The sequence below is a fragment of the Longimicrobium sp. genome, from assembly GCA_036377595.1.
In the GTDB taxonomy this organism is placed as follows: domain Bacteria; phylum Gemmatimonadota; class Gemmatimonadetes; order Longimicrobiales; family Longimicrobiaceae; genus Longimicrobium.
Genome location: DASUYB010000054.1, coordinates 44,356 through 67,215, shown reverse-complemented (window position 1 = coordinate 67,215; position 22,860 = coordinate 44,356). Strand labels below are relative to the sequence as shown.

The following is a 22,860-nucleotide window of genomic DNA, read 5'->3' as shown; positions in this document are numbered from 1 at the left end:
GGGAAAGCCCTCAGGAGGCCAGCACTCCGCGGAACTTGGCGATGTCGTCGAGGATCCGCCCCGCGCCGCGGACCACGCAGGTCAGCGGCTCCTCGTCCACGTGGATCGGCAGGTTGGTCTCGCGGGCGATCAGCACGTCGAGGCCGCGGATCAGCGCGCCGCCGCCGGTCATCACGATCCCGCGGTCCACGATGTCGCTGGCCAGCTCGGGCGGGGTGATCTCCAGCGCGCGGCGCACCGCCTCGACGATGGCCTGGATGGGCTCCTGGATGCACTCGCGGATCTCCTGGCTGTGCACGCGCACCGTCTTGGGGATGCCGGACACCAGGTCGCGCCCCTTCACGTCCATCTCCCGCTCTTCGCCGGTGCTGAAGGCGCTGCCGATCTGGATCTTCACCGCCTCGGCCGTGGCCTCGCCGATCATCAGGTTGTAGTTCTTGCGCAGGAAGGTGACGATGGCGATGTCGATCTCGTCGCCGCCCACGCGGATGCTGGTGTCGCAGACGATGCCCGAGAGCGCGATCACCGCGATCTCCGTGGTCCCGCCGCCGATGTCGATCACCATGTTCCCCGTCGGCGTCTCGACGGGGAGGCCCACGCCGATCGCCGCGGCCATCGGCTCCGCGACCATGTAGACTTCCTTGGCCCCGGCGGCCGCCGCGCTCTGGCGCACCGCGCGGCGCTCCAGCTCGGTGATCCCGCTCGGCACGCCGACGACCACCGTGGGCTTGAGCTTCAGGAAGCGCTTGGAGGTCACGCTCTGCAGGAAGTAGCGGAGCATGATCTCGGTCACGTCCACGTCGGCGATCACGCCGTCCTTCAGCGGCCGCACGGCCAGGATGCCTTCGGGGGTGCGCCCCAGCATGCGCTTGGCCTCGAGCCCGATCCCCTTGGGCTTGCCGCTGGCCTTGTCGAGCGCCACCACCGACGGCTCGTTCAGGACGATCCCCTCGCCCTTCACGTAGATCAGCGTGTTCGCGGTCCCCAGGTCTACGGCGATGTCGTTGACCGGGAGAAAGCTCCCCTTCTTGAACCAGCCCAATGCCATGTGCGGACCAAGACTTTCCGCCGGAGCGCGGCTCTGGCGCGCCGGACACGTTCGGGTGCGTAGCCCCCAAGTGTACGAAGGACTTGCGGAACCCGAAAAAGCTACGCCCGCCCCCCGCCGCTCGCAACCCGAAGCGCCGCGTCCACCGCCGCGCCGCGAGCCGCCCGATGCACGGGGCATGCCGGGGGAGGCACGCGGACGCCGCCCGTACCCCGGCGCGGCGTCCGGGCCGGGCAAAGCCGCGCGGACGGGATCGCCCCCGCACGGCGGCTCGCGTGACCCCGCGGCATCACCGATCCCGCTTCGCTCCCCGCTCCATCGTACCCCTGAGGTCGCATTCGAACCGGATCGAAGCGAAACTCCGGACCTTGATCAACAGAATACGTCTGGTTTAGAATCATCTCTCCCCCAACCGTCGCCGGCCGCCGCACATCGCCGCGCCGGCGCATCCCCGAGCGGAGAGGCGCGATGAGAAAGCTCGTGCTGGACCTCGACACCATCGCCGTGGATTCGTTCTCCACGGACGACGCGTCGGCGGCGGACCCCGGCAGCGTGCACGCACGCGAGCTGGCGCGCACCTTCACCTGCGCCCAGACCACGACCTACTGCAAGACGCAGCTCACCTATTGTCCCTGCACGCCGCGCTGGGACGAGTAGACTCACCAACCAAAGAGGTGCACCGATGCGCAAGCTGAAGCTGGACCTGGAGACCCTCTCCGTCGATTCGTTCGCCACCGCGCCCGAAGACGGAGCGCCCGGGAGCGTGGAGGCGCACGAGATGCTCGACACCTCGCCCTACGCGAAGACGATCCTCACCTACTGCCCCTGCACGCCGCGCTGGGGCGAGCTCTGATTGGACGGCGGCGCGGAGGGAGATCGCACCCCTCCGCGCCGCACGCTTGCGCCATCCCCCTCCCGACATCTTCTTCGTCACGAATTCCGCGGCGGGTCATCACCAGACCGCTGTTCTCTGCTGACCCTGCTGACTCTGCGTGAGACCCCGCAGTTGTGGATGCCGGGCGCTCACCAAAGCATCTCGCCAGGAGACATCATGGAGCACGCCCGATCGCGACTGGTGGACGAGTTCCGCGCCGAGGCCGAGCGGCGTGGCGTGGCCATCGACGGCCAGCTGGAGGAGTCCATCGGCGGGTTCGCGGACCTGGAATGGTCCGCCGAGGAGGAGGGCGTCGAGGGGATGATGGCCCGGCTCGAGCGCGATCCCACGATCATCATCACCGGCCATACGCGCTGGGTGGTCTTCTCCCGCATCCTGGGCGAGATCCGCTACTACGCCGCGCCGCTCCCCGTGGGCGGGGACCGCTGGGTGCGCGCATCTCCCGAGCGCAAGGCGGCCATCGAATCCGAATCGGAGTACGCCGAGCTCGCCATCCTCCCCACCGTCGCCGACGCGGTGACGCTCGCGGCCGGGTACCTGGCCGGGAAGCCGCTGCGGGAGATCGGCGTCCCGCGCATCACGCCACCGTGGAATCGTCCGCGGGGCGGCGATGACGGCACCTCTGCGCCCAACAAAGCGACAATCTGACGCCGCGATGTCCCCTTGCGGACGTCGGAAGATGGGGTTAGGGTGGAAGCACACCGACCGCACCCGAACCGCATCGCGACACCGAGGAGACTTCACCCTCGGGCCGTTCGGCCGTGCCGGTGCGATCGACCCACCACGGGAGGAAACGATGCCGAAGCTGAGACTCGACGTGGACTCTCTGCGCGTGGTCTCGTGGACCGCCGCGCCCGAAGTGCGCGAGGCGGAGCGCGACACCCGCAGCTGGGGATGTACGCTGCTCTCCTGCGTGGCCGGCGCCTGCGCGTTCCCCGCGGAGCACTGAACGCACACTGCACGCCCGGCGCGGACGACGTCCCGCCGGGCGTGCGCACGTCCGGGAGCGGGCCGGCCGCTGCCGGAATCAGTATCCCACCAGACCGGAGGCATGGATGAAGAAGGTGAAGCTCGAGCTCGACGCGCTCGCCGTGGAGTCGTTCCCGACCGCCGCGCTCGAGATGGAGGAAGGCACGGTGCAGGCGTACGACGCGCCCACGCCGCCGTACGCGTCCTGCGGCTGCACTACCGGGGCTTCGTACCTGGAGCGCTTCTGCCCGCCGCCGACTCCCGTGGTCGCGCCCGACGCCTGAGCCGGGCCACGGCCGGGCGGGCGCCGTGGCCCGTCCGGCCTCTCCATCCCCACGAATGGAGGTCCAGATGAAGAAAGTGAAGCTCGATCTCGACGTGCTCGCGGTGGAGTCGTTCCCCATCGCCGCGCTCGAGACGGAGGAAGGCACGGTGCAGGCGTACGACGCGCCCACGCCGCCGTATGCGTCCTGTGGCTGCACCACCGGCGCGTCGTTCTATCACGCGTTCTGTCCGCCGCCGTCCACGCGGACCACCTGCGTCGAGGAGCGCGTGTAGGCGTGGGAGGCGATCCCGAACGCGTCTGAATTTCGGGGCAGCCACCCTCACCGAAACGGTGCGAGCGGCGGAGCGAACCTTTCGCTCCGCCGCTCGCATGCTTCCGCCCCATCGAGCCGAACCCCGCATCCCGCCACGACTTACGGCCTTTCCGCGATCTTCCTCGGCGCTCCACGTCCCTCGGCACCCACCATGCGTTCCCCGGGCGCGAACCGATCCCTTTACTGGAGGAGCATGATGAGGAAGCTGAAGCTGGACCTGGACGCGCTCGCGATCGACTCGTTCTCGACCGCGGACGCGGTGGCTGGCCACGGCACCGTCGCCGGCCGCGAGATGCAGCCGACGATCAAGACGTTCTGCGGCAGCACCTGGCTGGAGTCGAACCCCACCTGCTGCCCGTGCACCCCCCGCTACGAGGAGCGCTGAACCATGCGGAAGCTGAAGCTGGACGTCGAGCGCCTGACCGTCGAGTCGTTCCCCACTTCGGACGACGAACTACAGAGACTGGGCACGGTGCAGGCGCGCGAGGGCGCGGAGACGGTGAAGATCGTATGCACCATCTCCACCATCGCCACGAACCCGACCTGCTGCCCCTGCACACCCTGACAGGATGACGATGCGCCCGGCGGAGCGATCTCCGCCGGGCGCCAGTCACATCACCGATCCGCGTCTTATCCGAGCTCCCGCTGAAGTACCGGTGCGTCCCACCGAGCCTCGTGCTGCCGCGATGATAGATCCTTCGGCCTGCAAACGCTTGCCCAGACGCTGATTACAGTCTGACCGGCCTCAGGATGACGTCAGCGTGGGATCGGTGGGTGCATCAACCGTCTGCCCCGGATTTCGTCTCAGTGCCCCGTCGAGCCGAATCCGCCCGTGCCGCGGCCGCTGTCGGTCAATTCCTCCGCCTCCACGATCTCGGGCACCTCGAAGCGCGCGAACACGAGCTGGGCGATGCGCATCCCGCGCGGCACCGGCACCGGCTCGCTCCCCGAGTTCCACACGATCACGCGCAGCTCACCGCGGTAGTCGGGATCGATCGTCGCCGGCGAGTTGGGGAGCATGACGCCGTGGCGCAGCGCCAGCCCGGACCGCGGCCGCACCTGGCATTCGACGTCGTGCGGCAGCTCCATTTCCAGCCCGGTGTGCACCAGCCGCCGCTCGCCGGGCTGCAGTACGAAGTCCGGCTCGGCGCTGGCCACGTCGAACCCCGCCGCGCCGGCGGTGGCGCGCGACGGCAGCGGAAGGTCGGGATTGCCCGGAAGGCGTCGGAAGCGAACCTGCATTCTCAGGGGACAGGGGACAGGGGACGGGGACAGGGGGGCAGCGAGAAGATCGCGAATCTCAGCCCGCGGCGGGATGGAAGCGCATCCACACGGTGACGAGGATGGCGGCGACCACGAGCCACGCCAGCGTCGCCGCCGCGAGCGTGGGGACGAGGGGGAGGCGCGCGATCAGGAAATACACCGCCAGCAGGTAGACGAAGTACGGGATGAGCGACCACATCCCGAACAGCGCCGTCTCGCGCAGGTCGGCGGCCGAGCGCTCGGAGCCGACGATGTAGTGCGCGATCAGCGCGAGCGACGGGAAGAGCGGCACCAGCCCGGCGATGAAATAGCTCCGCGTCCGCGACAGCAGCGCGATCACCAGCACCGCCACGGCCCCGACGAGCATGCGCAGGAACAGCGTCGCCATCCTCATCCCCCCACAACGAAGCGCCCGGACATGAACGGGGGACAGCCCCGCACCGATGCCGCAGGCTGTCCCCTGTCTCCTGTACCCTGAAAGCGGATCAGCTCGTCCGCAGCACCTCGTCCACGGGCGTCAGCGGCAGGTCGAAGGCCTCGGCCACGCCGGGATACACCACCTTGCCGTGCACGATGTTCAGCCCCAGCAGCAGCGCGCGGTCGCTGCGGCAGGCCTCTTCCCACCCCAGCTTGGCGAGCCGCGCGGCGTAGGGGAAGGTGGCGTTGGTCAGCGCCAGCGTGGAGGTGCGCGGCACGCCGCCCGGCATGTTGGCCACGCCGTAGTGGATCACCCCGTCGATCTCGTAGATGGGGTTCTCGTGCGTGGTGGGGCGGATCGTCTCCACGCAGCCGCCCTGGTCCACGGCCACGTCCACGATCACCGCGCCCTTCTTCATCAGCCTCAGGTCCTCGCGCTTCACCAGCTTGGGCGCCTTGGCCCCGGGGAGGAGGACCGCGCCGACCACCACGTCGGCGTGCTCCAGCCGCTCCAGCAGGTTGTGCCGGTTGCTGTAGATCATCTCCACGTTGGCCGGCATCACGTCGCTCAGGTAGCGCAGCCGCTCGAGCGACAGGTCGAGGATGGTGACGCGCGCGCCGAAGCCCGCCGCCATCTTGGCCGCGTTGATCCCCACCACGCCGCCGCCGATGACCAGCACGTTGGCGGGCGCCACACCGGGAACGCCGCCCAGCAGCATCCCCCGGCCGCCGTAGAACTTCTCCAGGTACTTGGCGCCCGCCTGGATGGCCATGCGCCCGGCCACCTCGCTCATCGGCGTCAGCAGCGGCAGCTCGCCGCTGGGCAGCTCCACCGTCTCGTAGGCCAGCGCCACGCACTTGGTGTCGATGATCGCCCGGGTGAGCGTCTCGTCGGCGGCGAAGTGGAAGTAGGTGAAGAGGAGCTGGTTCTCGCGGATCCGCGGGTACTCGACCGGGATCGGCTCCTTCACCTTCATGATCATCTCCGCCCGCGCCCAGACCTCCTCCACGTCCAGCATCTCGGCGCCGGCGGCCACGAACTGCTCGTCCTCGAAGCCGCTGCCCAGCCCGCCGCCGCGCTCCACCAGCACGGTGTGGCCGGCCTGCACCAGCGCCTCGGCGCCCGCCGGGACGAGGGCGATGCGGTTCTCGTTCGTCTTGATTTCCTTGGGGACCCCGATGATCATCGTCGGTCTTCGTCTTCAGGCTGTTGATTTGAGGGCCCGCGGGACACGACGAGAGCGGGCGGGCGCACAATATACACGCCCGCCCGCATTTGGCGAGGGAGGGTGAGCGCCGTTCAGCCGGCGGACGCAGTCCCGGGCGGCGGCGGCTCGATGGTGGGCGGCTCGATGGTGAAGGGACGCTGCGCCTCGAAGGCGGGGTTGGGCGCGCCGGTACGGTCGAAGTACGGCTGCTGCGTCATCCGCTTCGCGCGCAGCCGCTGGTGGATCGCTCCCTGGAAGTCCAGGTACGAGCCCCGGAACGCTCCGCCGTTCCACACGGCCAGCAGCGCGCCGGTGTACGCCCCGTGCGCGGCCCCGTCGCGCGCCGTCTGCGTGTCCATCGCCGCCGCCAGGAGGACGACGCTCGCGGCCACACCGCCCGCCGCGCGGGCCGTGGGCCGCCGCGGACCCGCGCCCATCCGCCGCACGGGATGCGCGGCACCCTTTCCCCCGCGGGACGCCGTCCCGGACGGCGCGCGCCGGCGCCGCTTCGGACCCGATTTGCGCCTGCGGATGACGGTGCCGCTGTGGCAGCTGTCGGAGACCACCACGACGCGGGCGCCGGGCGGGAAGAGCCCCCAGAGCCGGTACAGCTCGTCGTCCACCAGCTCGCCCCGCGCCAGGCACCAGGTCTCGTCGTAGCCGTCGCCCTCGTCGCCGTCCTCGTCCCACAGCCGGCTGCCGTGGCCGGAGTAGGTCAGCAGGAAGATCCCATCGCTCCCCACCTCCTCCGCGGCCGCCGCGATCGCCGCGGTCACCGCCGGCAGGGTGGCGTCCTTCCCCAGCAGCAGCCGCGTCTCGAACCCCTGCGACGCAGCCACGCGGCACAGGGCGCGGGCGTCGTGCCGACACCCCTTCAGCGTCTGCATGGTGTGGAAGAGCTCGCGATCGGGTACGTTCACCCCGACGTGCAGGGAGATCCCTCGTGCGGCCATGGTCCGGCTCCAGAGGTGGGGGAATGGCGGGAGCGGTGCGACACCGGTTGGACGGCCGCGTGGCCGCGAGTTCGCAAACCCGTCGGGTTGATGCCACTTCGCGCGAGCGATACGTTTCGGTCACTGTTCAGACAGATCCCGCGCGCATCCCGGCATGCCCACGACGATGCCCGAACGGCAGGACCTCGCCGCCCTCCTGGAGCGTCACCTCGGCTGGATCGAGCGGGTCGCGGCGGCCCTCTGCCGCAAGCACGGCCTGGACCCCGACGAGGTCGACGACTTCACCTCGTGGGTCAAAACCCGGCTGGTGGAGGACGATTACGCCATCCTGCGGAAGTTCCGGGGCGAGAGCCAGCTGACCACGTTCCTCACGGTCGTGCTCAACCGGATGTACCGCGACTACCGCGTGGCGCAGCTGGGCCGCTGGCGCCCATCCGCCGCGGCCCGGCGGCGCGGCCCGGCGGCGGTGCAGCTCGAACGGCTGGTGTACCGCGACGGGATGAGCGCGGCCCAAGCGGCCGCGGCGCTGCGAAGCGCGGGCATCCAGCTCTCCGACGGCGACGCCATCCGGATCGTGGCCGAGCTTGGTACCGGCGTTCGAGGGCGCCCGAAGCAGGTCGGCGACGCCCCGCTGGACATCACCCCGGCGGCCGAGCAGGCGGACGACTCGGTGTTGGACAGCGAGGCGCAGGCTGGGCGCGCTGCACTCCGCGAGGTGCTCGGGAGAGCGATGGAGGGGCTCCCCGCCGAGGACCGGCGCATCGTGGAGATGCGTTTCTTCGGCGGCGCCACCGTGGCCGATATCGCGCGGGCGCTGCGGACCGAGCAGAAGCCGCTGTACCGGCGGCTCGAACGCATCCTGAAGCACCTCCGCGGCCGGCTCGAGGCCGAAGGCTTTCCGGCCGACCGGGTGCGCGAGATCATCGATGAAGACAGCTGAGAACCGTCCCGGGTGCGACATTGGTCGTCTGTGCCCGTCCAACCCTGTACCGCACCAGATCCGGAGGGACGGATGGACCCCCTGACCAACGACGAGCGAATTGCGGCGCTCCTCGACGGGCGCCTGAGCGAGCAGGAGCGCGCCGAGCTGCTGGCCGAGCTGGGCGCTTCGGACGACGAGCTGGAGATCCTGGTCGATTCCGCCGGGATCACGCGCGAGCTGGAGGAGGAAGACCGCGACGAGGGCGTCATCCCCATCACCGTGCCCCGCCCTGCCGAAGCGGTGCCGACCCCGATCACCCGCCCGCCGGTGTGGCGCCGGCCGGCCGTGCTCGGGCTGGCTGCGGCGGCCGTGCTGGTGATCGGGATCGCGCCGTTCGCGTGGAAGAAGTTCTCGCGGCCAGATCACCCCCGGTACTTCAGCGTCGCCGTAGCGGAGCTGACGCATCCCGATGCGGCAATCCCCCCTGGGTGGAGCGATGTGCGCGCCGAGACGCGCGGCAGTGAGGGCGCGTTGAGCGCGCGGGCCGTAGCGGTGCGCTTCGGTGCATTGACGGCCGATCTGGACCGCGCCGTGCGCGCGGGCGACAGGGACCGCGCGAAGGAGTACGCAAACGAGATCGCAGGCCTTCTGGCCAGGCACGGCGAGTCGCAAGCGGCGCGGGAGTACGCCCAGTTCGCCCTGCGGCCGAATCTCCCGCCCGCCGACTCCCTGTCCAAGATTCTCGACCCCACGCCGCCGACGCTGGATCGGGAGAACGTCCGCCTGGGCGGCTGGGCCGAGGCTGCGCGCTTCGCGGTCGAGGACGAGGACGTGCGCTTCTTCCGCGGCCGCGAAAGCACGCGCTACCTGGATGGAGAGATCCCCGACCTGAACCCCGCCGCAGTCGACGCGCTCGAACGGGTGCGAGGCGCCCGCCCGGGGGCGGGCGCCTCGGATTGGGACCAAATGGAGCAGGCGCTCACGGAGCTGCTGGAGGAAGCGAGCTGAGGCTCAGGGGTACTCGCCCTCAGCGCTGGTGCACGACCAGGTCACGGCGCTGCGCGGATCGTCGTCGTACTTGCTGGGGTTGACGAGGGTGCCGCATGCGGTGTCCTCGTACGTCGGCACGTCGGTCGTCCCCGCCGTCAGCAGGATGCCGAACCCGGAGAAGTGCTGGGCGTCGCCGCCGCGCACCGGTGGCGCGGGGATGACGTAGTCGGGCGGAAGCTCCTGGTAGGGCGCATGCCAGACCTGCATCTCCACCACCCCATCGATCGGGTGGAGCGTCGGCACCGTGCCGGTTTGCATCCCCGTCAGGGAGTAGAGCGGCAGGCTGAGCGAGTCGCCCGAGACGCCCACCACCGACCACTCGACCACGTGGCTCAGCCGCTGCAACTGTCCTTGCCACGTCCAGCATGCGCCCTTGGCGAAGTCGGTGCAGCTGCCGTTGCGGATCAGCACGCGCGAAGCGAGCGCCTCCGTGTCGGCGCCGGTTATCACGTCACCCACGACCTGCCCCACGTTCGCCAGGTTGCCGGGGAGCGTGTTGTCGAGCGCGTTGCCGACTTGGGGGAGCTCCAGCTTCTTCTTCTGCAGGGAGATGTGCACCAGCGCGTCGTCGCGCCCGGTCTGGTTGGCGCGGAGGTGCGCGCTGTCGAAGATCAGGCGCGGCGCGTGGACGTCGCAGCAGCCGCCGCCGGAGCCGCCCGTGGTGGGCATGAGCACGTGGAGCGCCTGGGTTCCGTCGCGAACGAACATGCACATTCCGTGGAACGACACTCTGAGGGTGAAGGCCATGGAGATCCTCCGCGGGTCAGGGAGATGAAGGAGGGTGGGAAGAGCTGCTTCCCGCAGGCGGTGCAGTGATTCGACGGACCCGGCCTGCTGAATTCCTCCCTTCGCGTTCTCCGCGCTGGTAGAAGTCAAAAAACGGGGGCGATCCACCGTAGATCGCCCCTTCCTTCCTGCCGTTCGGGCCCGACCGCTGCTCACCGGCCGACGTACTCGAAGGCCGCCCACGCCGAGGGACGCTTCCAGCGCTCGTCGGGCGAGCTCAACATATCCCGCTGCGCCTGCCGCAGCGCCGCAGCGGGATCGCGGTTCGTCCGGTAGGCGGCGTAGAAGCCCTCCACGAGCTTGCGCGTCCGTGTGTCGTACACGCTCCACAGGCTTCCGATCACCCCCTTGGCCCCGGCGCCGAGGAAGGCTCCACTGAGGCCCGCGAACCCGCCGCTCCCCGCCTCGCTGCCGCCCAGCGTGGAGCAGGCCGAGAGCACCACCAGGTCCAGCCCCGGCAGCTCCATCGACGCGATATCCGCTGCGGTGAGGCGCCCGAGGTCGTCCGGCCCCGGCCCCGCGGCGAGCACGAGGAACGAGCTGTCCGGCATCAGCGGGTCCGCAATGGCGTGCCCGGCGAAGTGGAAAAGCGAGACGCGGCTGAGCAGCCCGCGCACGCTGTCGCCGCTCGCGCGAGTGCCGGCAAGAACGCTGGGCCTCCATCCATTCAGCGCCGCGACCTCGTCGCTCGCGCCCCGCAGCTGGCGCAGGTCGGGATACAGTTGCCGGTCGATCGCGGGATCCTGCACCACGCCGACGACCGGCGAGGCCCGGTCAGCCCCCGGCTCGACGACCGCCCCCGCGACGCTCCTCGCGACCCGAATGACAAACCGCCCCAGCAGATACTCCCCGCGAGGATTCCTCAGCGCCGCGAACGGCACGTTTTCCATCGTCTCGTCGGGAACGATCACCAGCGAGGAATTGCGTGCGCCGAGCCGCGATTCCAGAGGACGAATCAGCCAGTTGTGCATCCTGCGGAGCTCGGCATCCGCCAAGCTGTCCTCGCGTTGCTCCAGCAGGGTGAGGAGGGTGTCGAGACGCTCGCGGAAGTGCGCCTGTGATACCGGCGTCCGCGTGACGCGCACGTCCCGGCCCGACATCGTCCAAGCCAGGATCGTGTCACCCGCGAACGCGTATCGCACGACGACCCTGCCGCCCGGGATCGCCGCTGGCAGCGGCGCAGGCTCGACCTGCGCCAGCGCGGTCGTGCCGAGTTCCAGTAAAGCCAGCGCGGCTGTGTCCCGTCCTTCGCCGACGAGTCGAGCGACCACGCGATCCAACGAAGCCCGCGCGTCGGGACCGGCACCGCGGCTCAATCCAAATGTCTTGTAAATCCGGCCGGTGCGGATCAGTTGCAGTGCCTCGAGCAGGTCCGCCCGAGCGGAATCTGTTCGGCCAAGCATGGCACGCGCGTCTGCGCGCGCCAGAAGCGCTGTAACGAAGCGGGGGGGCACACCGGCCCTACGCATAGAGGGGATGATGCTGCTCAGGCGGGCTTCCGCCATGAGCGGATTGCGGCCAACCTCGGCGATCCCCCGGGTTGCACGCAGCATCGCGGTGAAGTGTTTCCGGGCGATTGTATCGGAGATTGTGCCGACCAGAGGCTCGGCAGCAGCGACCTCTGCCAGCGCCGCATCCATTTCGCCGCTGCGAGCGAGCCCTTCTGCACGAATGTCGCGAGCCTCCACCACCAGCAGATTCACACTGCTGTGCTCCGCGATGGACGAAAGCTCGTTGTCGACGCGCGATGATGCCCACGGGAAACCATTCGTCACGAGCCGGCGCGACATCGCGGCGAACTGCCGGTGGAGAGACTGAGGATTTCGGTGCCGGCGCAGCAGCGACGCGGCCCTGTACCACGTCGCGTAGTATTCCTCGGTTTCATTCCCCACCGCGGCTTCGGCTTCGGCTTGACCGCTGAGGACGTCGGCAGTGTTCCCCGGCTCGCCCGCGCGCTCGAACAGTCTCACCGCCGTACCATACGCCGCTGCGGATCGCTGGTCATTCTCCTTCACCAACAGTACTGCGAGAGTCCAGTAGAATCGCCCTCCGAGTGCTGGATACCGCGCCGTATCCACTCCCACAACTGCGGCACGGACCATTCTCAAGGATCCAACGGGATCTTCGCCCCGGTGCGTCGCGCCATAGAATCCGCGCACCCACGCCCTCAGCACCGGCGAATCAGCACCAGCCTGAAATGCGCGGTCGAAAAGTGTATCCGCCGCAGCGTAGTTGATGCGCACATACTCGATGCGCGCACTTGAAAAGAAACGGTGTGCCGACGCGAGTCGATTCGTGGCATCCTTATCTCCACCATGCGCTTCGATGATGCGCACCTCCTCTGCCAGCGAGGCGTCGCCCCTCCGATTCTCCAACTCCCGAGCGAGCACCGCGGACCGATGCAGTGCCGCCCGCGCCGCCGCAGTGTCGTCGTGCATCACTTCAGCACCCCACTGGCCGAGCAGAACATCCCATCCGAGTTCCCGCGCCTGCTGGGGCGACGCCACTGCAAAAGCGGCCAACGTCGAGTCGTCGGCATTCGCGGGCGGGATCGGAACCAGCTTCCCTCGAAGTAACGCCTCGTACTGTCTCGCCTCTGTGGCCCAACCGCTGGTGGAATCCACCGTCAGGTAAGCTCTCCAAGCCTTCGATGCCTCGCTGTCGAGGGTCAGACCCTGCAGCGCCAGAGCGCGGTTATAAAGAGCCGCCTGGTGGGTCTGATTGATCGCGATCGCCCTCTCGGCGGCCTCTAGCGCCCGAAACAAGTCCAGCACTTGCTGCTCTCGTCCCGCGCGGACGAGGTAAGCGGCGGACAGATCCGCGAGGGAGTCCTCAGTCCGATAACGTCCGCGCACGAGCAGTTGCAGACGCTCGATAATCCGGGACAATCCGCTGTGCTTCACATCATCCAGCTCGAAATCCACGAGCGCGTCGGCGTGGATTGCGTCGCGGTTACCCGAGTCCGCCTGCGTGGAAATTCGCCCTTCCAACTCTTTCGGCACCTGCACCCTGACCCTATTCAGGCAGTCCGCCGAGGGAATGCGTCCAGGTGTGAGCGCGATGCGGCACGGACGGAACTTCGTCGGAACGGAAAACTGCGTGGCGTAAATCCGCAGCATCTCGATCTCCGCGAGTTCCTCCGTCAGCGTCGCGGGCTTGCGCCACCTCGCGAAGACAGCCACCGAGGCCGCCATCGAGATCACCAGCACGGTGGCGATCAGCACCAGCAGGCGTACGCTGCCCCGGCGGCGCCATGACGGAGTTGCGGGCGGTAGCGACACACCACTCGCCTGATTTGGAGACGAAATAGGATTGCGCATGGCACCGGATGGCTGCTGCGAAGGAAGGAACTGCGGCCGCGAAGGAGCGGTGCGATCAGTGGGAGAGGCCTGCCCAACCGAAGTCCAAGTGACCCGAAAGGCTCTAATGTGCGGGAAGGCGCCGAGAAACACAAGCTCTTGCTGCCGGAGAACTTGCCAGCGCAGAAGCCACTTGGCACGCCCATGATTCCGCACGACGAAGCCCCTCCTCCGTGGCGGAAGAGGGGCTTCGAACTTGGCGGTTTGTCGCGGTTGGATCGCTTCAGCTTCCCCGAGCTCGCCCACCGTCCGAAACGGCTCCCGGGTGCATGAGCTCGCGCGCCTCGCGGTCCACCACCTGCCCCACCGTGGCCGCCACGCCGCTCATGCGGTGGCCCGAGGGGATGGCGACGATGGTGGCGTTCGCCATCCCCAGCCCCGCGCAGGCCTCCGCGCGGTCACCCGTGCCGTAGATGCAGAACACCGGCAGATCGCGCAGGCGCCGCACCTCGGGCAGCGTGGGATACTGCTGCCCGCGCACCACGCCCACCCACTCCGACGCGTGGAACTCGAACACCGCCCGGGGGCTGAACCCGATCAGCGCCACCCCCGCCACGCGCGCCCGCAGGTCCGCCGGGAGCCGATTCACCAGCAGCGGCAGCACGTCCGCGCCGAACGAGTAGCCCACGAGCAGCGCCCGCCGGCCGCGCCACGCGTCCAGGTAGTGGCGGAGCACGCGCGCCAGGTCGGCCGACGCCTCGGCGGGGGTACGCGGGCGGCGGTAGTAGTCCAGGCTGCTCCACCCCACCACCGGCACCCCGTCGCGCGCGAGCCCGGCGGCCACGCCGCGGTCCAGCGTCGCCCACCCGCCGTCGGCGGAGAGCATCACCGCGATCAGGTCGCCCGCCGGGCGGCCCTGCGCGGGCACCTCCACCAGCGGCAGGTCGCCGACCGGCGGGGGCATCGCCTGCGCGCGCGCCGCGGCGGGAGCGGCCATCGCCGCCCCCGCGCAGATCACCGCGCGCATCCATCGCGCGCCGATCATCCTCATCCTCCCGTCTCCAGGTCCCGCCGCGTCAGCGATGCTTCGGGGTCGTCGTCGCGGCCGTCTTGCGCGGCGTGGTGCGGTGGCGGACGCGGTGCTTGTGGCGCATCGCGGCCGCGTGGCGGGTGCGCGCGCGCCGCGCGGCCGCGGTGGAGGTCGAATGACGGGTGGACGTGGTCGTCGACGAGACGGTGGAGCGCGGCGGCGCCGTCCGCGCGGCCGTCGCGGCATGCGTGCTGTGCGGCGCCGCCTGGGCCTGGGCGCTGGCGTGCGCGGCCGCCTGCGCGTGCATCGTCTGCGAATGTGCCGCCGTGGTGGTGGACGTGGTGCGGTGTGTCGTCCCGCTCCCCTGCTGCGCGTGCGCGGCGCCGGCGGACAGCGCGACCGCCGCCGCGGCCAGGGCGACGAGGCTGAGCTTCGACATGGTTCCCCTCCCGGAAGTCGTCCGGCCGGCGAGCCTATCCCACCGGCCTCTCGCACCGTCCGGGGATGGGCCGCGGCCGATGCATGGGAGAAGCTAGCCGCGGAATCTGACGGAAAGATTACAGCGGGGGTGATGCGGATTACCCGATGATTAAGCCGCGCCCCGGATGAGAAATGGACGAAGCCCCTCCCCCGCGGCTGCGGGAGAGGGGCTTCGCCGTCGAGCGAGCCGGGAGACCGGCGGAGGTCAGTCCGCGGCCTGGCCGCGCTCCGCCAGCTCCTTCAGCGCCCGCGGATCAGATCCTGAAGGGGTAGTCGCGGATGAACGCCGGCGGCACGAGCGGCCTGATCACCGGCAGCTGCCTGGGACGCAGGAGATCGTAGATCATGTCGTGCAGCTTCACGTAGTCTCCCTCGAACTTTCCCTCGTTCCACGTGTCCAGGAGCGCCTTCGTGTAATGGCCGTTCTGTTCTCCGTCTTTTGCCGTGTCGTCGTCCGTGGAGGCAGCCATCAGGAGCACGCCCGCGCCGACGTCCGCCAGCCGGTCGAACGCCGTTCGCCGGACGCGCGGGAAAGCGAACGGCTCGAGCGAGCGACTCTCGGGAGAGTCGCCCAATGTTGCCGAACGCGTCCCCGTCCGTGGGAGCCGTTCGACAGCCGCGCGCAGGAACTCGGCCGGCGCGAAGAAGATGTCCCCCGCATGGCAGCTGTCCGAGATCACCAGGATGCGTGCGCCCTTTTTGAACTTTTTCCACTCGTCGAACAGCTGGTCATCGACGAGCTCTCGGTCGTACAGGTCCCAGCGTTCGTCCGTGAGGTCGAGCTCGTCTCTGCTCACGTCGACCACGACGTCGCCATGTCCGCTGTAGGTCAGCATGAGCATCCCGTCGCTTCCGACCTGCCCGACCGCGTTGTCGATCGCGCCGAGAACCGCGTCGACGGTGGCCTTCTCGTCCGGCAGCAGCGTGCTCTTGAAACCGGCGGCCTCCGCCAGCTTCTGCATCGCGAGGGCGTCGTTCACGCAGCCCTTGAGCTCCTTCTTGCTCTGATAGTGCTTGGGATCGACGTGGTTGACGCCGATGTGGATTGAGATTCCGACCGGCATGGTTTCCTCCTCATCGAAAAGCGAGGCCGGGTTCACCAGGGCGGACCGCCCCGGGTACATGCGTGGACGCTTCACTCGGCCAGGCTCGGTCGCCTGCCCGTGATGCCGGGCTTACGTGCCGGGCGTGCAGGTCAGCGTCAGGCCTCCCCGGTCGGGATCGCGCCCGCGATCGATCTCCGGCGTTTCCGGGCTGCCGTCGCCCGAGCCGGACGGCGTCGCGGGACAGTCGTCGCCGATCAGGACGGGCATCGGAATCGCCTGCTCCTTCCCCGCTTCGGCCGGCTCCAGAAGAACGTCGAGGTGCGAGAAGTGGTGGTTCCGGTCGCCCGGCTGCGGCTTTTCCGGGGCGATCGCGCCCGGAGGGATCTCGAACGGCGGCGCGTGCCAGATGAACAGCTCGATCACTCCGCCGATGGGGAAGAGCGTGGGCACTCCGCTTCCCGCCTTGCCGAAGCCGTCCAGTGAGAGCATCTCCAGTTGCAGGCTCTTCGCGTCGATCTCGCCGATCGTCCACTCGATCTGGTTCGTCATCCGCTGGTTCTTCTCGTTCACCTTCCAGCACAACCCCCGCGCCACGGCCGTCGCCTTCCCGCGGGCCACGTGGACACGCCCGACGAGCACGTTGTTTTCCTTCCCCTCCACCACGGTGCGGCGGACCGGGCGCGGCACCCGCGCCACCTCGGGCGGGATCCCGCGGACGTAGGCATCGCCCAGCGCGGGGATGTTCAGCCGCGTCTTCCTCATCGACACGTGGCCGATCGCGCCGTCCTCCTGCTGCGCGCCCTCGCGGGTATGGGCGGTGTCAAAGGTGATCCGCGCCACGTGCGGCTCCACCGGATGGCCGTCGCCACCGTTCCCGTGCCCCGCGTGGCCGCCGCCGTCCGCCTTCACCACGGGCGCCGGGATGCTTTCCTCTGTCTGCGGCATGAGGATGTGCATCTCGTCGTCCTCGGCCACGAAGAGCATGACGCCGGTGAAGTAGATCTTCAGGTCGAACATGGTCCCCTCTCCTCTGCATGATGTTCGTTCCATGACCCGCACCCCCAACGCGGGAGCCGCGCGCTGCTCCTGTTTCGCGTGCAGCTATGGATGGACACCCGCGCCGGAAATTCCGGCTAGGCGGAACAGGAGGATTCTCGATGATGTCGGGGGAAGGCCGTGCGGGAAGGACCTGCCGGACGCCGTCGCGTGGAAATCAGCTGCCCACGTACTCGAACGCGGCCCACGTCGCGGGTGAGGCCGGCAGCGCACCGCCGGGGGCCATCATCTCGAGCTGGGCCTCCCGGAGCGCACGGGGCGCGTTCCCCGTGCGCAGGTAGGCGCGGTGGAACGCGCGCGTCAGGTGACGGGTGGCTCGGTCGTCCACGGGCCAGAGGGTGCCCACGACGCCGCGGCCGCCCGCGCCCAGGATGGCGCCGCTGATCCCGGCGAAGCCCGCCGCGCGCGAGTCGCCGCCCAGGGTGGAGCAGGCGGAGAGGACCGCGAGTTGGAGCCGGGACAGGTCGAGGGATTCGATCCGCACTGCGGCGAGACGGCCGTCCGGTGCGCCGGGGCCGGGTGACATCACCAGATACGACCGCTCGGGATGCAGGTTGTCGGACACGGCATGCCCGGCGAAATGCACCAGCGGCGCGTTCTGGAGGGCGGTTTCCATGGCGGCGGGCGCCGCGGCCGCTCCGGCCAGGACGGTTGCCCGGTATCCCTGCGACACCTCGGCCACCTCGCTGCGCGCGGCGGGGAGATCCTCGAGGGCGGGGTTGAGGGCGCGGCTGAAGCCGGGGGCCACGAACGTGCCGCGGCCGGGCGGTTGCGAGGCCCCAGCAGGGCGCATCGCGGCCGCCACGGAAGGAGCGCGCCAGACGGGATGCGCGGCCACGAGCGGAGCGCGGGTCTGCCGGTTCAGCAGCGCCGGGAAGGGAACGACGGCGAGCTCCGCATCGGCCACCACCACCACTTCGTCCGCCGCCGCCACCTGCCGCTCGACGGGCCGGATCAGCAGGTCGTACAGGCGCGCCAGCTCTGCCCACGCCTGCGTGTCGGCGCCGCCGCGCAGGGCCGCCGCGGCGCGTCCGACCGCGGCGAGTTCGCTGGGCGCCACCCCCGTTCGCGCCAGGTTCACCTCGGAGCCGCGGAGCGTCCACAGGAACAGGGTGTCGCCCACGAGCAGCGGACGAAGCACCACGCGTCCCGGGGGTACCGGGAGCACGCCGTGCGAAACCGGGAGCGGGAACGAGGCCAGCGCCGCGCTGCCGCGCTCGAGGTAGGCCAGCGCGGTGCGCATTTCCCCCCGCCCCGCCAGTGCCGCCACCAGGCGCAGCAGGGTGGCGCGCACGTCGCCGTCCACCTCGCGAGGCCAGGCACCGGCCTTCCGCATGCGCGCACGCTTGAGCGCGGCGAAGACGCGGTCCAGGTCGGCGCTCCCGCCGCGCACGTCGCCGCCGGCCAAGCGCGCGCGTGCGCGTCCGGCGAACCCGCGCGTGCGCCAGAGCTCCTGCGCGCGTCCCGAGAACGCGAGCAGCTTCTCGAATTCACCCGCCGCAGCGCGCGGCTGGTGGTCCAGCAGCGCCATTCCGCGCGCGTAGGCCGCGGCCGCCTCCAGGAAGCGGCGCGTTGCCGTATCGCACCTCACCAGCAGCGGCGCCACCTCTGCCAGCTCGCGAAGCGCGCCCTGCGCGTCTCCGAGCCGCGCACGGAGCAGGGCGCGATTGGTGCGCGCCTCGGTCACGAAGGCGGGAATTCCCATCGCCGTGGCCACCGCCACGTCCTCTTCCGTCAGGTCGCGCGCCGCGCGGGGCAGACGCTCGCCCCATGCGGCCTGGGCCAGCCCATTCATCGCGCTGTGGCGCCCAGCGGTGAACCCGAAGGAACGCAGCGTGTGCGCCGCGCGGTACAGCCAGGGGTATCCCGCGGATGGGTTCCCCGCAGAGTGAAGCGCGTCGTAGACCATCGACTGCATGATCCCGCGGTTCGCGCGCTCGCCCAGCCGGGCGTACAGCGACTCCGCCGCCACGTAGGCGCGCGGGGCTTCTCCGGGACGGCCCACGCGCTGCAGCAGGGTGCCGCGCACCCACCAGGCCCGCGCCGCCAGCGAAAGGTACCGGTGCGCTTCCGCCCCCACCGCGGCACGGTCCAGAAAGCGTTCCGCCGTAAGAGAATCACCGAGGTTCAGCCTCGATGCGGCGCGCCCCACGTCCGTCCAGAGATCGAGCGGCGCGTGCGCCGCGCGCGGCACGATGGCGGCGTACAGGGAATCGGGCCGGGCGAAGCTCGCCGTCCGCGATGCCTCGCGGGCCCGGCCGTACCGGTCGGCGTCGGCCGCAACGGCGAGCAGCTCCGGGGCGTCCGCGGCGAGCCCGCGGATCAGCCGCACCTGGTCGAAGAGCGAACGGTCGCCGCCCTGCAGCGCCAGCGCTTGGCCCAGCGCCGCGGCTCGCCGCAGCCGCTCCGCGGCCGTCGCCGTGTCGCCTCCCATCACCGCTCGTCCCCAGGCGGGGAGAACCTCCTCCCATCCCGAGGCCAGCGCCTCCTGCGGGTACCGGCGTGCAAACGCGGCCAGCGCTCCCGCCGATGCCCCGGCACCGGGCACCACGGCCGGGGGCGGCGGTGCAAGCGCGGAAAGGTAGTCCGACGCCTCCGCGGACCACCCCGACCAACGGTCCACGGCCAGGTAAGCGCGCCACGCGGCTCCGGCCTGTCCGTCGGCCCCGAGCGCGGTGAGGGCCAGCGCCCGGTTGAACAGCGCGGCCGGGTCCCGCGGCCGTGCGTCCAGGGCTCGATCGCTCCACTCGAGCGAATGGAGCACCGCCTCCAGCGACGGCTCGCCGGCGCCCAGCAGCAGGTACTCGGCGGAAAGGTCCACCATCACCGCCACCGAGTCTCCGGGCGCGTCCAGGAGAGAATGGAGTAGCGCGATGGAGCGCACCAGCGTGGCCGGCTCCGGCCGGAGCTGAACCTCCAGCAGCGCGGACGCGTGGATCGCGTCGGGGTCGAACCCGGCCGCCATGCGCCGGGCGGCTTCCCTCCTGATGCGGCGGCCGGCATCGGGCGCGCGCTCCGGTCCCGCGCACCGGGGGCGGATGATCTCGCTGGCGAACGGCAATGGCGATCCGCCGCAGGGCCGGTACGCCACGTCGACCGAGGTCCGCACCGTGAGGGTGCGCAACGGCCCCAAGGCTTCCAGCGCGGCGTACAGCGACGTCTCGGACGCGGTGCCGGCGCGCGGCCGATCGAACAACGCGACCCCCACGCCGCCGGTAACGAGGCAGGCGGCAACGGCTTGCACGAGGAGGGATGAAGCGGTGCGGCGCATGGATGGGAAGGGACGATCGGAAGGCCGCGCGATGAGTTCGCGCGAACTTGCAAGTTGCGCCGTCGCGCCGGTGCTGGCAAGCGGCCTGGAAACAAACCACGCCGTGCGGCGCGCGGCGCGGCGATGGACGAAGCCCCTCCCCCGCGCCTGCGGGAGAGGGGCTTCGCCGTCGAGCGAGCCGGGAGACCGGCGGAGGTCAGTCCGCGGCCTGGCCGCGCTCCGCCAGCTCCTTCAGCGCGGCCTTGCGGGAAAGCCGCAGGCGGCCCTTCTCGTCGATGGAGAGGAGCTTCACCTGCACGGTGTCGCCCTTCTTCACCACGTCCTCGGTCTTGTCGACCCGGCCGTCCTGGATCTCGGAGATGTGCAGCAGCCCCTCGGTCCCCGGGGTGATCTCCACGAAGGCGCCGAACGCGGTGGTGCTCTTCACCACGCCCTCGTAGATGCGGCCCACCTCGGGCTCCTCCACCATCCCCGCGATCATCCGCCGCGCCATCTCGCCGCCCTCGCCGCTCACCGAGGCGATGGTGACGGTGCCGTCGTCGTCGATGTTGATGGTGGCGCCGGTGGCCTCCTGGATCCCGCGGATCGTCTTCCCCTTGGGCCCGATCACCTCGCCGATCTTCGACGGGTTGATCTTGATGGTGATGATGCGCGGCGCGTAGGGCGACAGCTCCTTGCGCGGCTCGGGGAGCGCCTGCTCCATCAGCCCCAGGATGTGCAGCCGCGCGCGGTGCGCCTTCTCCAGCGCCTCGCGCATGATCTCCACCGTCAGCCCCTCGATCTTGATGTCCATCTGGATCGAGGTCACCCCGTCCTTCGTTCCCGCCACCTTGAAGTCCATGTCGCCCAGCGCGTCCTCGGCGCCGAGGATGTCGGTGAGCACCGCGACGCGGTCGCCCTCCTTGATCAGCCCCATGGCCACGCCCGCCACGTGCGCGCGCATCGGCACGCCCGCGTCGAACAGCGCCAGCGAGCCGGCGCAGACGGAGGCCATCGACGAGCTGCCGTTGGACTCCAGGATGTCGGACACCACGCGCAGCGTGTACGGGAACTCCTCGAACGGCGGCAGCAGCGGCTCCAGCGCCCGCTCGGCCAGCGCGCCGTGCCCGATCTCGCGGCGGCTGGTGCCGCGCACCGGGCGCACCTCGCCCGTCGAATAGGGCGGGAAGTTGTAGTGCAGCATGAACGACTTGTTCTGCTGCTGCGCGTAGTCGATGGTGTCGTACGCCTGCACGTCGTCCTGCGTGCCCAGCGTGGCGGTGCCCAGCGCCTGCGTCTGCCCGCGGGTGAAGAGCGCGGAGCCGTGCGTGCGCGGCAGGACGCCGACCTCGATGTCGATCGGGCGCACGGTGTCGGTGTCGCGCCCGTCGCTGCGGCGCCCCTCGGCCAGGATCATCTCGCGCATCTCGCGCTTCTCGATGTCCTTCACCACGTCGCCCGCGTCCTTCTCGGCCGTCTCGAACTCAGGCAGCAGCTGCTCGACGACGTCCGTCTTCACCTGCCGCATGGCCTCGTTGCGCTCGCTCTTGTCGGCGATGCGCAGCGCCTGCTTCACCCGCTCGGCGGCGATCGCCTCCACCCGCGCGCGGAAGGCGGGGTCGACCTGCTTGGGCGTCCACGCCATCGGCTCGGGAACGCCGGCCTCGGCCATCACGTCGCGCTGGATCTGCACCAGCTCCCTGATCCCCGCGTGGGCCACCACCAGCCCGTCGGCGATGTCGGCCTCGCCCACCTCCAGCGAGCCGCCCTCCACCATCATGAGGGCGTCGTCGCTCCCGGCCACGATGATGTCGACGTCGCTGTACTCCAGCTGCTGGAAGGTGGGATTGAGCACCCACTGCCCCTGGATCCGCCCCACCCGCACCGCCGCGATCGGCCCCGCGAAGGGGATGCGCGAGAGCATCAGCGCCAGGGATGCGCCGGTGATCCCCAGCACGTCGGCGTCGTTCTCCTGGTCGGCGGACACGACGGTGACGAAGATCTGCGTCTCGTTCGCGAAGCCGTCGGGGAAGAGCGGCCGGAGCGGCCGGTCCACCAGGCGCGCCGACAGGATCTCCTTGTCCGACGGGCGCCCCTCGCGCTTGATGAAGCCGCCGGGGAACTTGCCCGCGGCGTAGGTCCGCTCGCGGTATTCCACCGTGAGGGGGAAGAAGGGGAGGTGCGTGGCGTTGTCCTGCGCCGTGGCGGCGCACAGCACCATGGTCTCCCCGAACATCACGGTGCAGCTCCCGTCGGCCTGACGGGCCATCTTCCCCGTCTCGATGGTGAGCGGGCGTCCCGCGAACTGCCGAACCAGCTTTGCCATTTCCGGATTTTCCGTTTCTCTTGGTTGCCGGGGGAGGGCCGCGAAGGGTGTCCGCGCTCCCCCGAAACGCGGATCCCGGAATCTTGTTCTGTCGTCAGCGCGTGACGTGCGGTCGAAACGCGCGAAGGGGCCGCACGGAACATGCCCGTGCGGCCCCCAGTGTGGCCGTCTACTTCCTCTTCGCTCGCGGTCGGCGGCCGGTGGAGACGCGAAGGCCCGGCGAGCCGGGGCTCGCCGTGGCCATCTTCGCGGCCGTGTGACCG

23 protein-coding genes are annotated in these 22,860 nt (G+C 70.2%); 10 read left to right on the top strand and 13 right to left on the bottom strand.

The genetic code is table 11. From position 1 onward, the window contains the following. Window positions 1-10: 10 nt before the first annotated feature. Window positions 11-1,048 (bottom strand): rod shape-determining protein, encoded by a 1,038-nt coding sequence (locus tag VF092_07905; GenBank protein HEX6747210.1) that lies wholly within the window; start codon window positions 1,046-1,048, stop codon window positions 11-13. Window positions 1,049-1,516: 468 nt separating this feature from the next. On the opposite strand from VF092_07905, the gene VF092_07900 reads away from it, so the two are divergent. The 8 genes from VF092_07900 to VF092_07865 all read left to right on the top strand — a co-directional run bounded on the left by VF092_07900 (window position 1,517) and on the right by VF092_07865 (window position 4,076). Next, on the top strand, window positions 1,517-1,705 hold the full coding sequence (locus tag VF092_07900; protein ID HEX6747209.1) for a hypothetical protein: 189 nt from the start codon (window positions 1,517-1,519) through the stop codon (window positions 1,703-1,705). Window positions 1,706-1,730: 25 nt separating this feature from the next. Beyond that, window positions 1,731-1,901, top strand: coding sequence for a hypothetical protein (locus VF092_07895; protein HEX6747208.1), 171 nt, complete (start codon window positions 1,731-1,733; stop codon window positions 1,899-1,901). A 198-nt stretch (window positions 1,902-2,099) separates the two neighbouring features. After that, complete coding sequence (locus VF092_07890) at window positions 2,100-2,591, top strand: hypothetical protein (GenBank protein HEX6747207.1); 492 nt, start codon at window positions 2,100-2,102, stop codon at window positions 2,589-2,591. Window positions 2,592-2,739: 148 nt separating this feature from the next. Further along, a complete protein-coding gene (locus VF092_07885) occupies window positions 2,740-2,892 on the top strand; it encodes a hypothetical protein (GenBank protein ID HEX6747206.1) in 153 nt (50 codons plus the stop codon). Between the two features lie 106 nt (window positions 2,893-2,998). Further along, on the top strand, window positions 2,999-3,196 hold the full coding sequence (locus VF092_07880) for a hypothetical protein (GenBank protein HEX6747205.1): 198 nt from the start codon (window positions 2,999-3,001) through the stop codon (window positions 3,194-3,196). 67 nt (window positions 3,197-3,263) lie between these two features. Continuing rightward, window positions 3,264-3,470, top strand: coding sequence for a hypothetical protein (locus VF092_07875; protein HEX6747204.1), 207 nt, complete (start codon window positions 3,264-3,266; stop codon window positions 3,468-3,470). 237 nt (window positions 3,471-3,707) lie between these two features. After that, the gene (locus VF092_07870; protein ID HEX6747203.1) at window positions 3,708-3,896 is read left to right on the top strand and encodes a hypothetical protein; all 189 of its coding nucleotides are present in this window, start codon (window positions 3,708-3,710) and stop codon (window positions 3,894-3,896) included. 3 nt (window positions 3,897-3,899) lie between these two features. Then, a complete protein-coding gene (locus VF092_07865) occupies window positions 3,900-4,076 on the top strand; it encodes a hypothetical protein (protein HEX6747202.1) in 177 nt (58 codons plus the stop codon). 239 nt (window positions 4,077-4,315) lie between these two features. On the opposite strand, the gene dut is transcribed toward VF092_07865, so the two are convergent. The 4 genes from dut to VF092_07845 all read right to left on the bottom strand — a co-directional run bounded on the left by dut (window position 4,316) and on the right by VF092_07845 (window position 7,352). Further along, complete coding sequence (dut, locus tag VF092_07860) at window positions 4,316-4,753, bottom strand: dUTP diphosphatase (protein HEX6747201.1); 438 nt, start codon at window positions 4,751-4,753, stop codon at window positions 4,316-4,318. 58 nt (window positions 4,754-4,811) lie between these two features. Beyond that, window positions 4,812-5,162 (bottom strand): GlpM family protein, encoded by a 351-nt coding sequence (locus tag VF092_07855; protein ID HEX6747200.1) that lies wholly within the window; start codon window positions 5,160-5,162, stop codon window positions 4,812-4,814. Between the two features lie 97 nt (window positions 5,163-5,259). Continuing rightward, window positions 5,260-6,378, bottom strand: a complete 1,119-nt coding sequence (gene ald / locus VF092_07850; protein ID HEX6747199.1) for an alanine dehydrogenase — start codon at window positions 6,376-6,378, stop codon at window positions 5,260-5,262. Window positions 6,379-6,491: 113 nt separating this feature from the next. After that, a complete protein-coding gene (locus tag VF092_07845) occupies window positions 6,492-7,352 on the bottom strand; it encodes a caspase family protein (protein HEX6747198.1) in 861 nt (286 codons plus the stop codon). Between the two features lie 154 nt (window positions 7,353-7,506). Between VF092_07845 and VF092_07840 the strand changes: the two genes are divergently transcribed. Further along, window positions 7,507-8,292, top strand: a complete 786-nt coding sequence (locus tag VF092_07840; protein ID HEX6747197.1) for a sigma-70 family RNA polymerase sigma factor — start codon at window positions 7,507-7,509, stop codon at window positions 8,290-8,292. A 72-nt stretch (window positions 8,293-8,364) separates the two neighbouring features. Further along, window positions 8,365-9,282, top strand: coding sequence for a hypothetical protein (locus VF092_07835; protein HEX6747196.1), 918 nt, complete (start codon window positions 8,365-8,367; stop codon window positions 9,280-9,282). Between the two features lie 3 nt (window positions 9,283-9,285). On the opposite strand, the gene VF092_07830 is transcribed toward VF092_07835, so the two are convergent. The 8 genes from VF092_07830 to VF092_07795 all read right to left on the bottom strand — a co-directional run bounded on the left by VF092_07830 (window position 9,286) and on the right by VF092_07795 (window position 22,597). Next, window positions 9,286-10,032, bottom strand: a complete 747-nt coding sequence (locus tag VF092_07830; GenBank protein ID HEX6747195.1) for a hypothetical protein — start codon at window positions 10,030-10,032, stop codon at window positions 9,286-9,288. 230 nt (window positions 10,033-10,262) lie between these two features. After that, window positions 10,263-13,334 carry a CHAT domain-containing protein gene (locus VF092_07825; protein HEX6747194.1) on the bottom strand — a complete coding sequence of 1,024 codons (3,072 nt, stop codon included), beginning with the start codon at window positions 13,332-13,334 and terminating at the stop codon, window positions 10,263-10,265. Between the two features lie 358 nt (window positions 13,335-13,692). Continuing rightward, a complete protein-coding gene (locus VF092_07820) occupies window positions 13,693-14,454 on the bottom strand; it encodes an AcvB/VirJ family lysyl-phosphatidylglycerol hydrolase (GenBank protein HEX6747193.1) in 762 nt (253 codons plus the stop codon). A gap of 31 nt (window positions 14,455-14,485) precedes the next feature. Further along, the gene (locus VF092_07815) at window positions 14,486-14,878 is read right to left on the bottom strand and encodes a hypothetical protein (protein ID HEX6747192.1); all 393 of its coding nucleotides are present in this window, start codon (window positions 14,876-14,878) and stop codon (window positions 14,486-14,488) included. A gap of 295 nt (window positions 14,879-15,173) precedes the next feature. Next, a complete protein-coding gene (locus VF092_07810; protein ID HEX6747191.1) occupies window positions 15,174-16,058 on the bottom strand; it encodes a caspase family protein in 885 nt (294 codons plus the stop codon). Window positions 16,059-16,094: 36 nt separating this feature from the next. Further along, entirely contained in the window at window positions 16,095-16,982 is an 888-nt protein-coding gene (locus VF092_07805; protein ID HEX6747190.1) for a hypothetical protein, read from the bottom strand. 196 nt (window positions 16,983-17,178) lie between these two features. Then, the gene (locus tag VF092_07800; GenBank protein ID HEX6747189.1) at window positions 17,179-20,265 is read right to left on the bottom strand and encodes a CHAT domain-containing protein; all 3,087 of its coding nucleotides are present in this window, start codon (window positions 20,263-20,265) and stop codon (window positions 17,179-17,181) included. A gap of 223 nt (window positions 20,266-20,488) precedes the next feature. Then, window positions 20,489-22,597, bottom strand: coding sequence for a polyribonucleotide nucleotidyltransferase (locus VF092_07795; GenBank protein ID HEX6747188.1), 2,109 nt, complete (start codon window positions 22,595-22,597; stop codon window positions 20,489-20,491). Window positions 22,598-22,860: the final 263 nt, after the last annotated feature.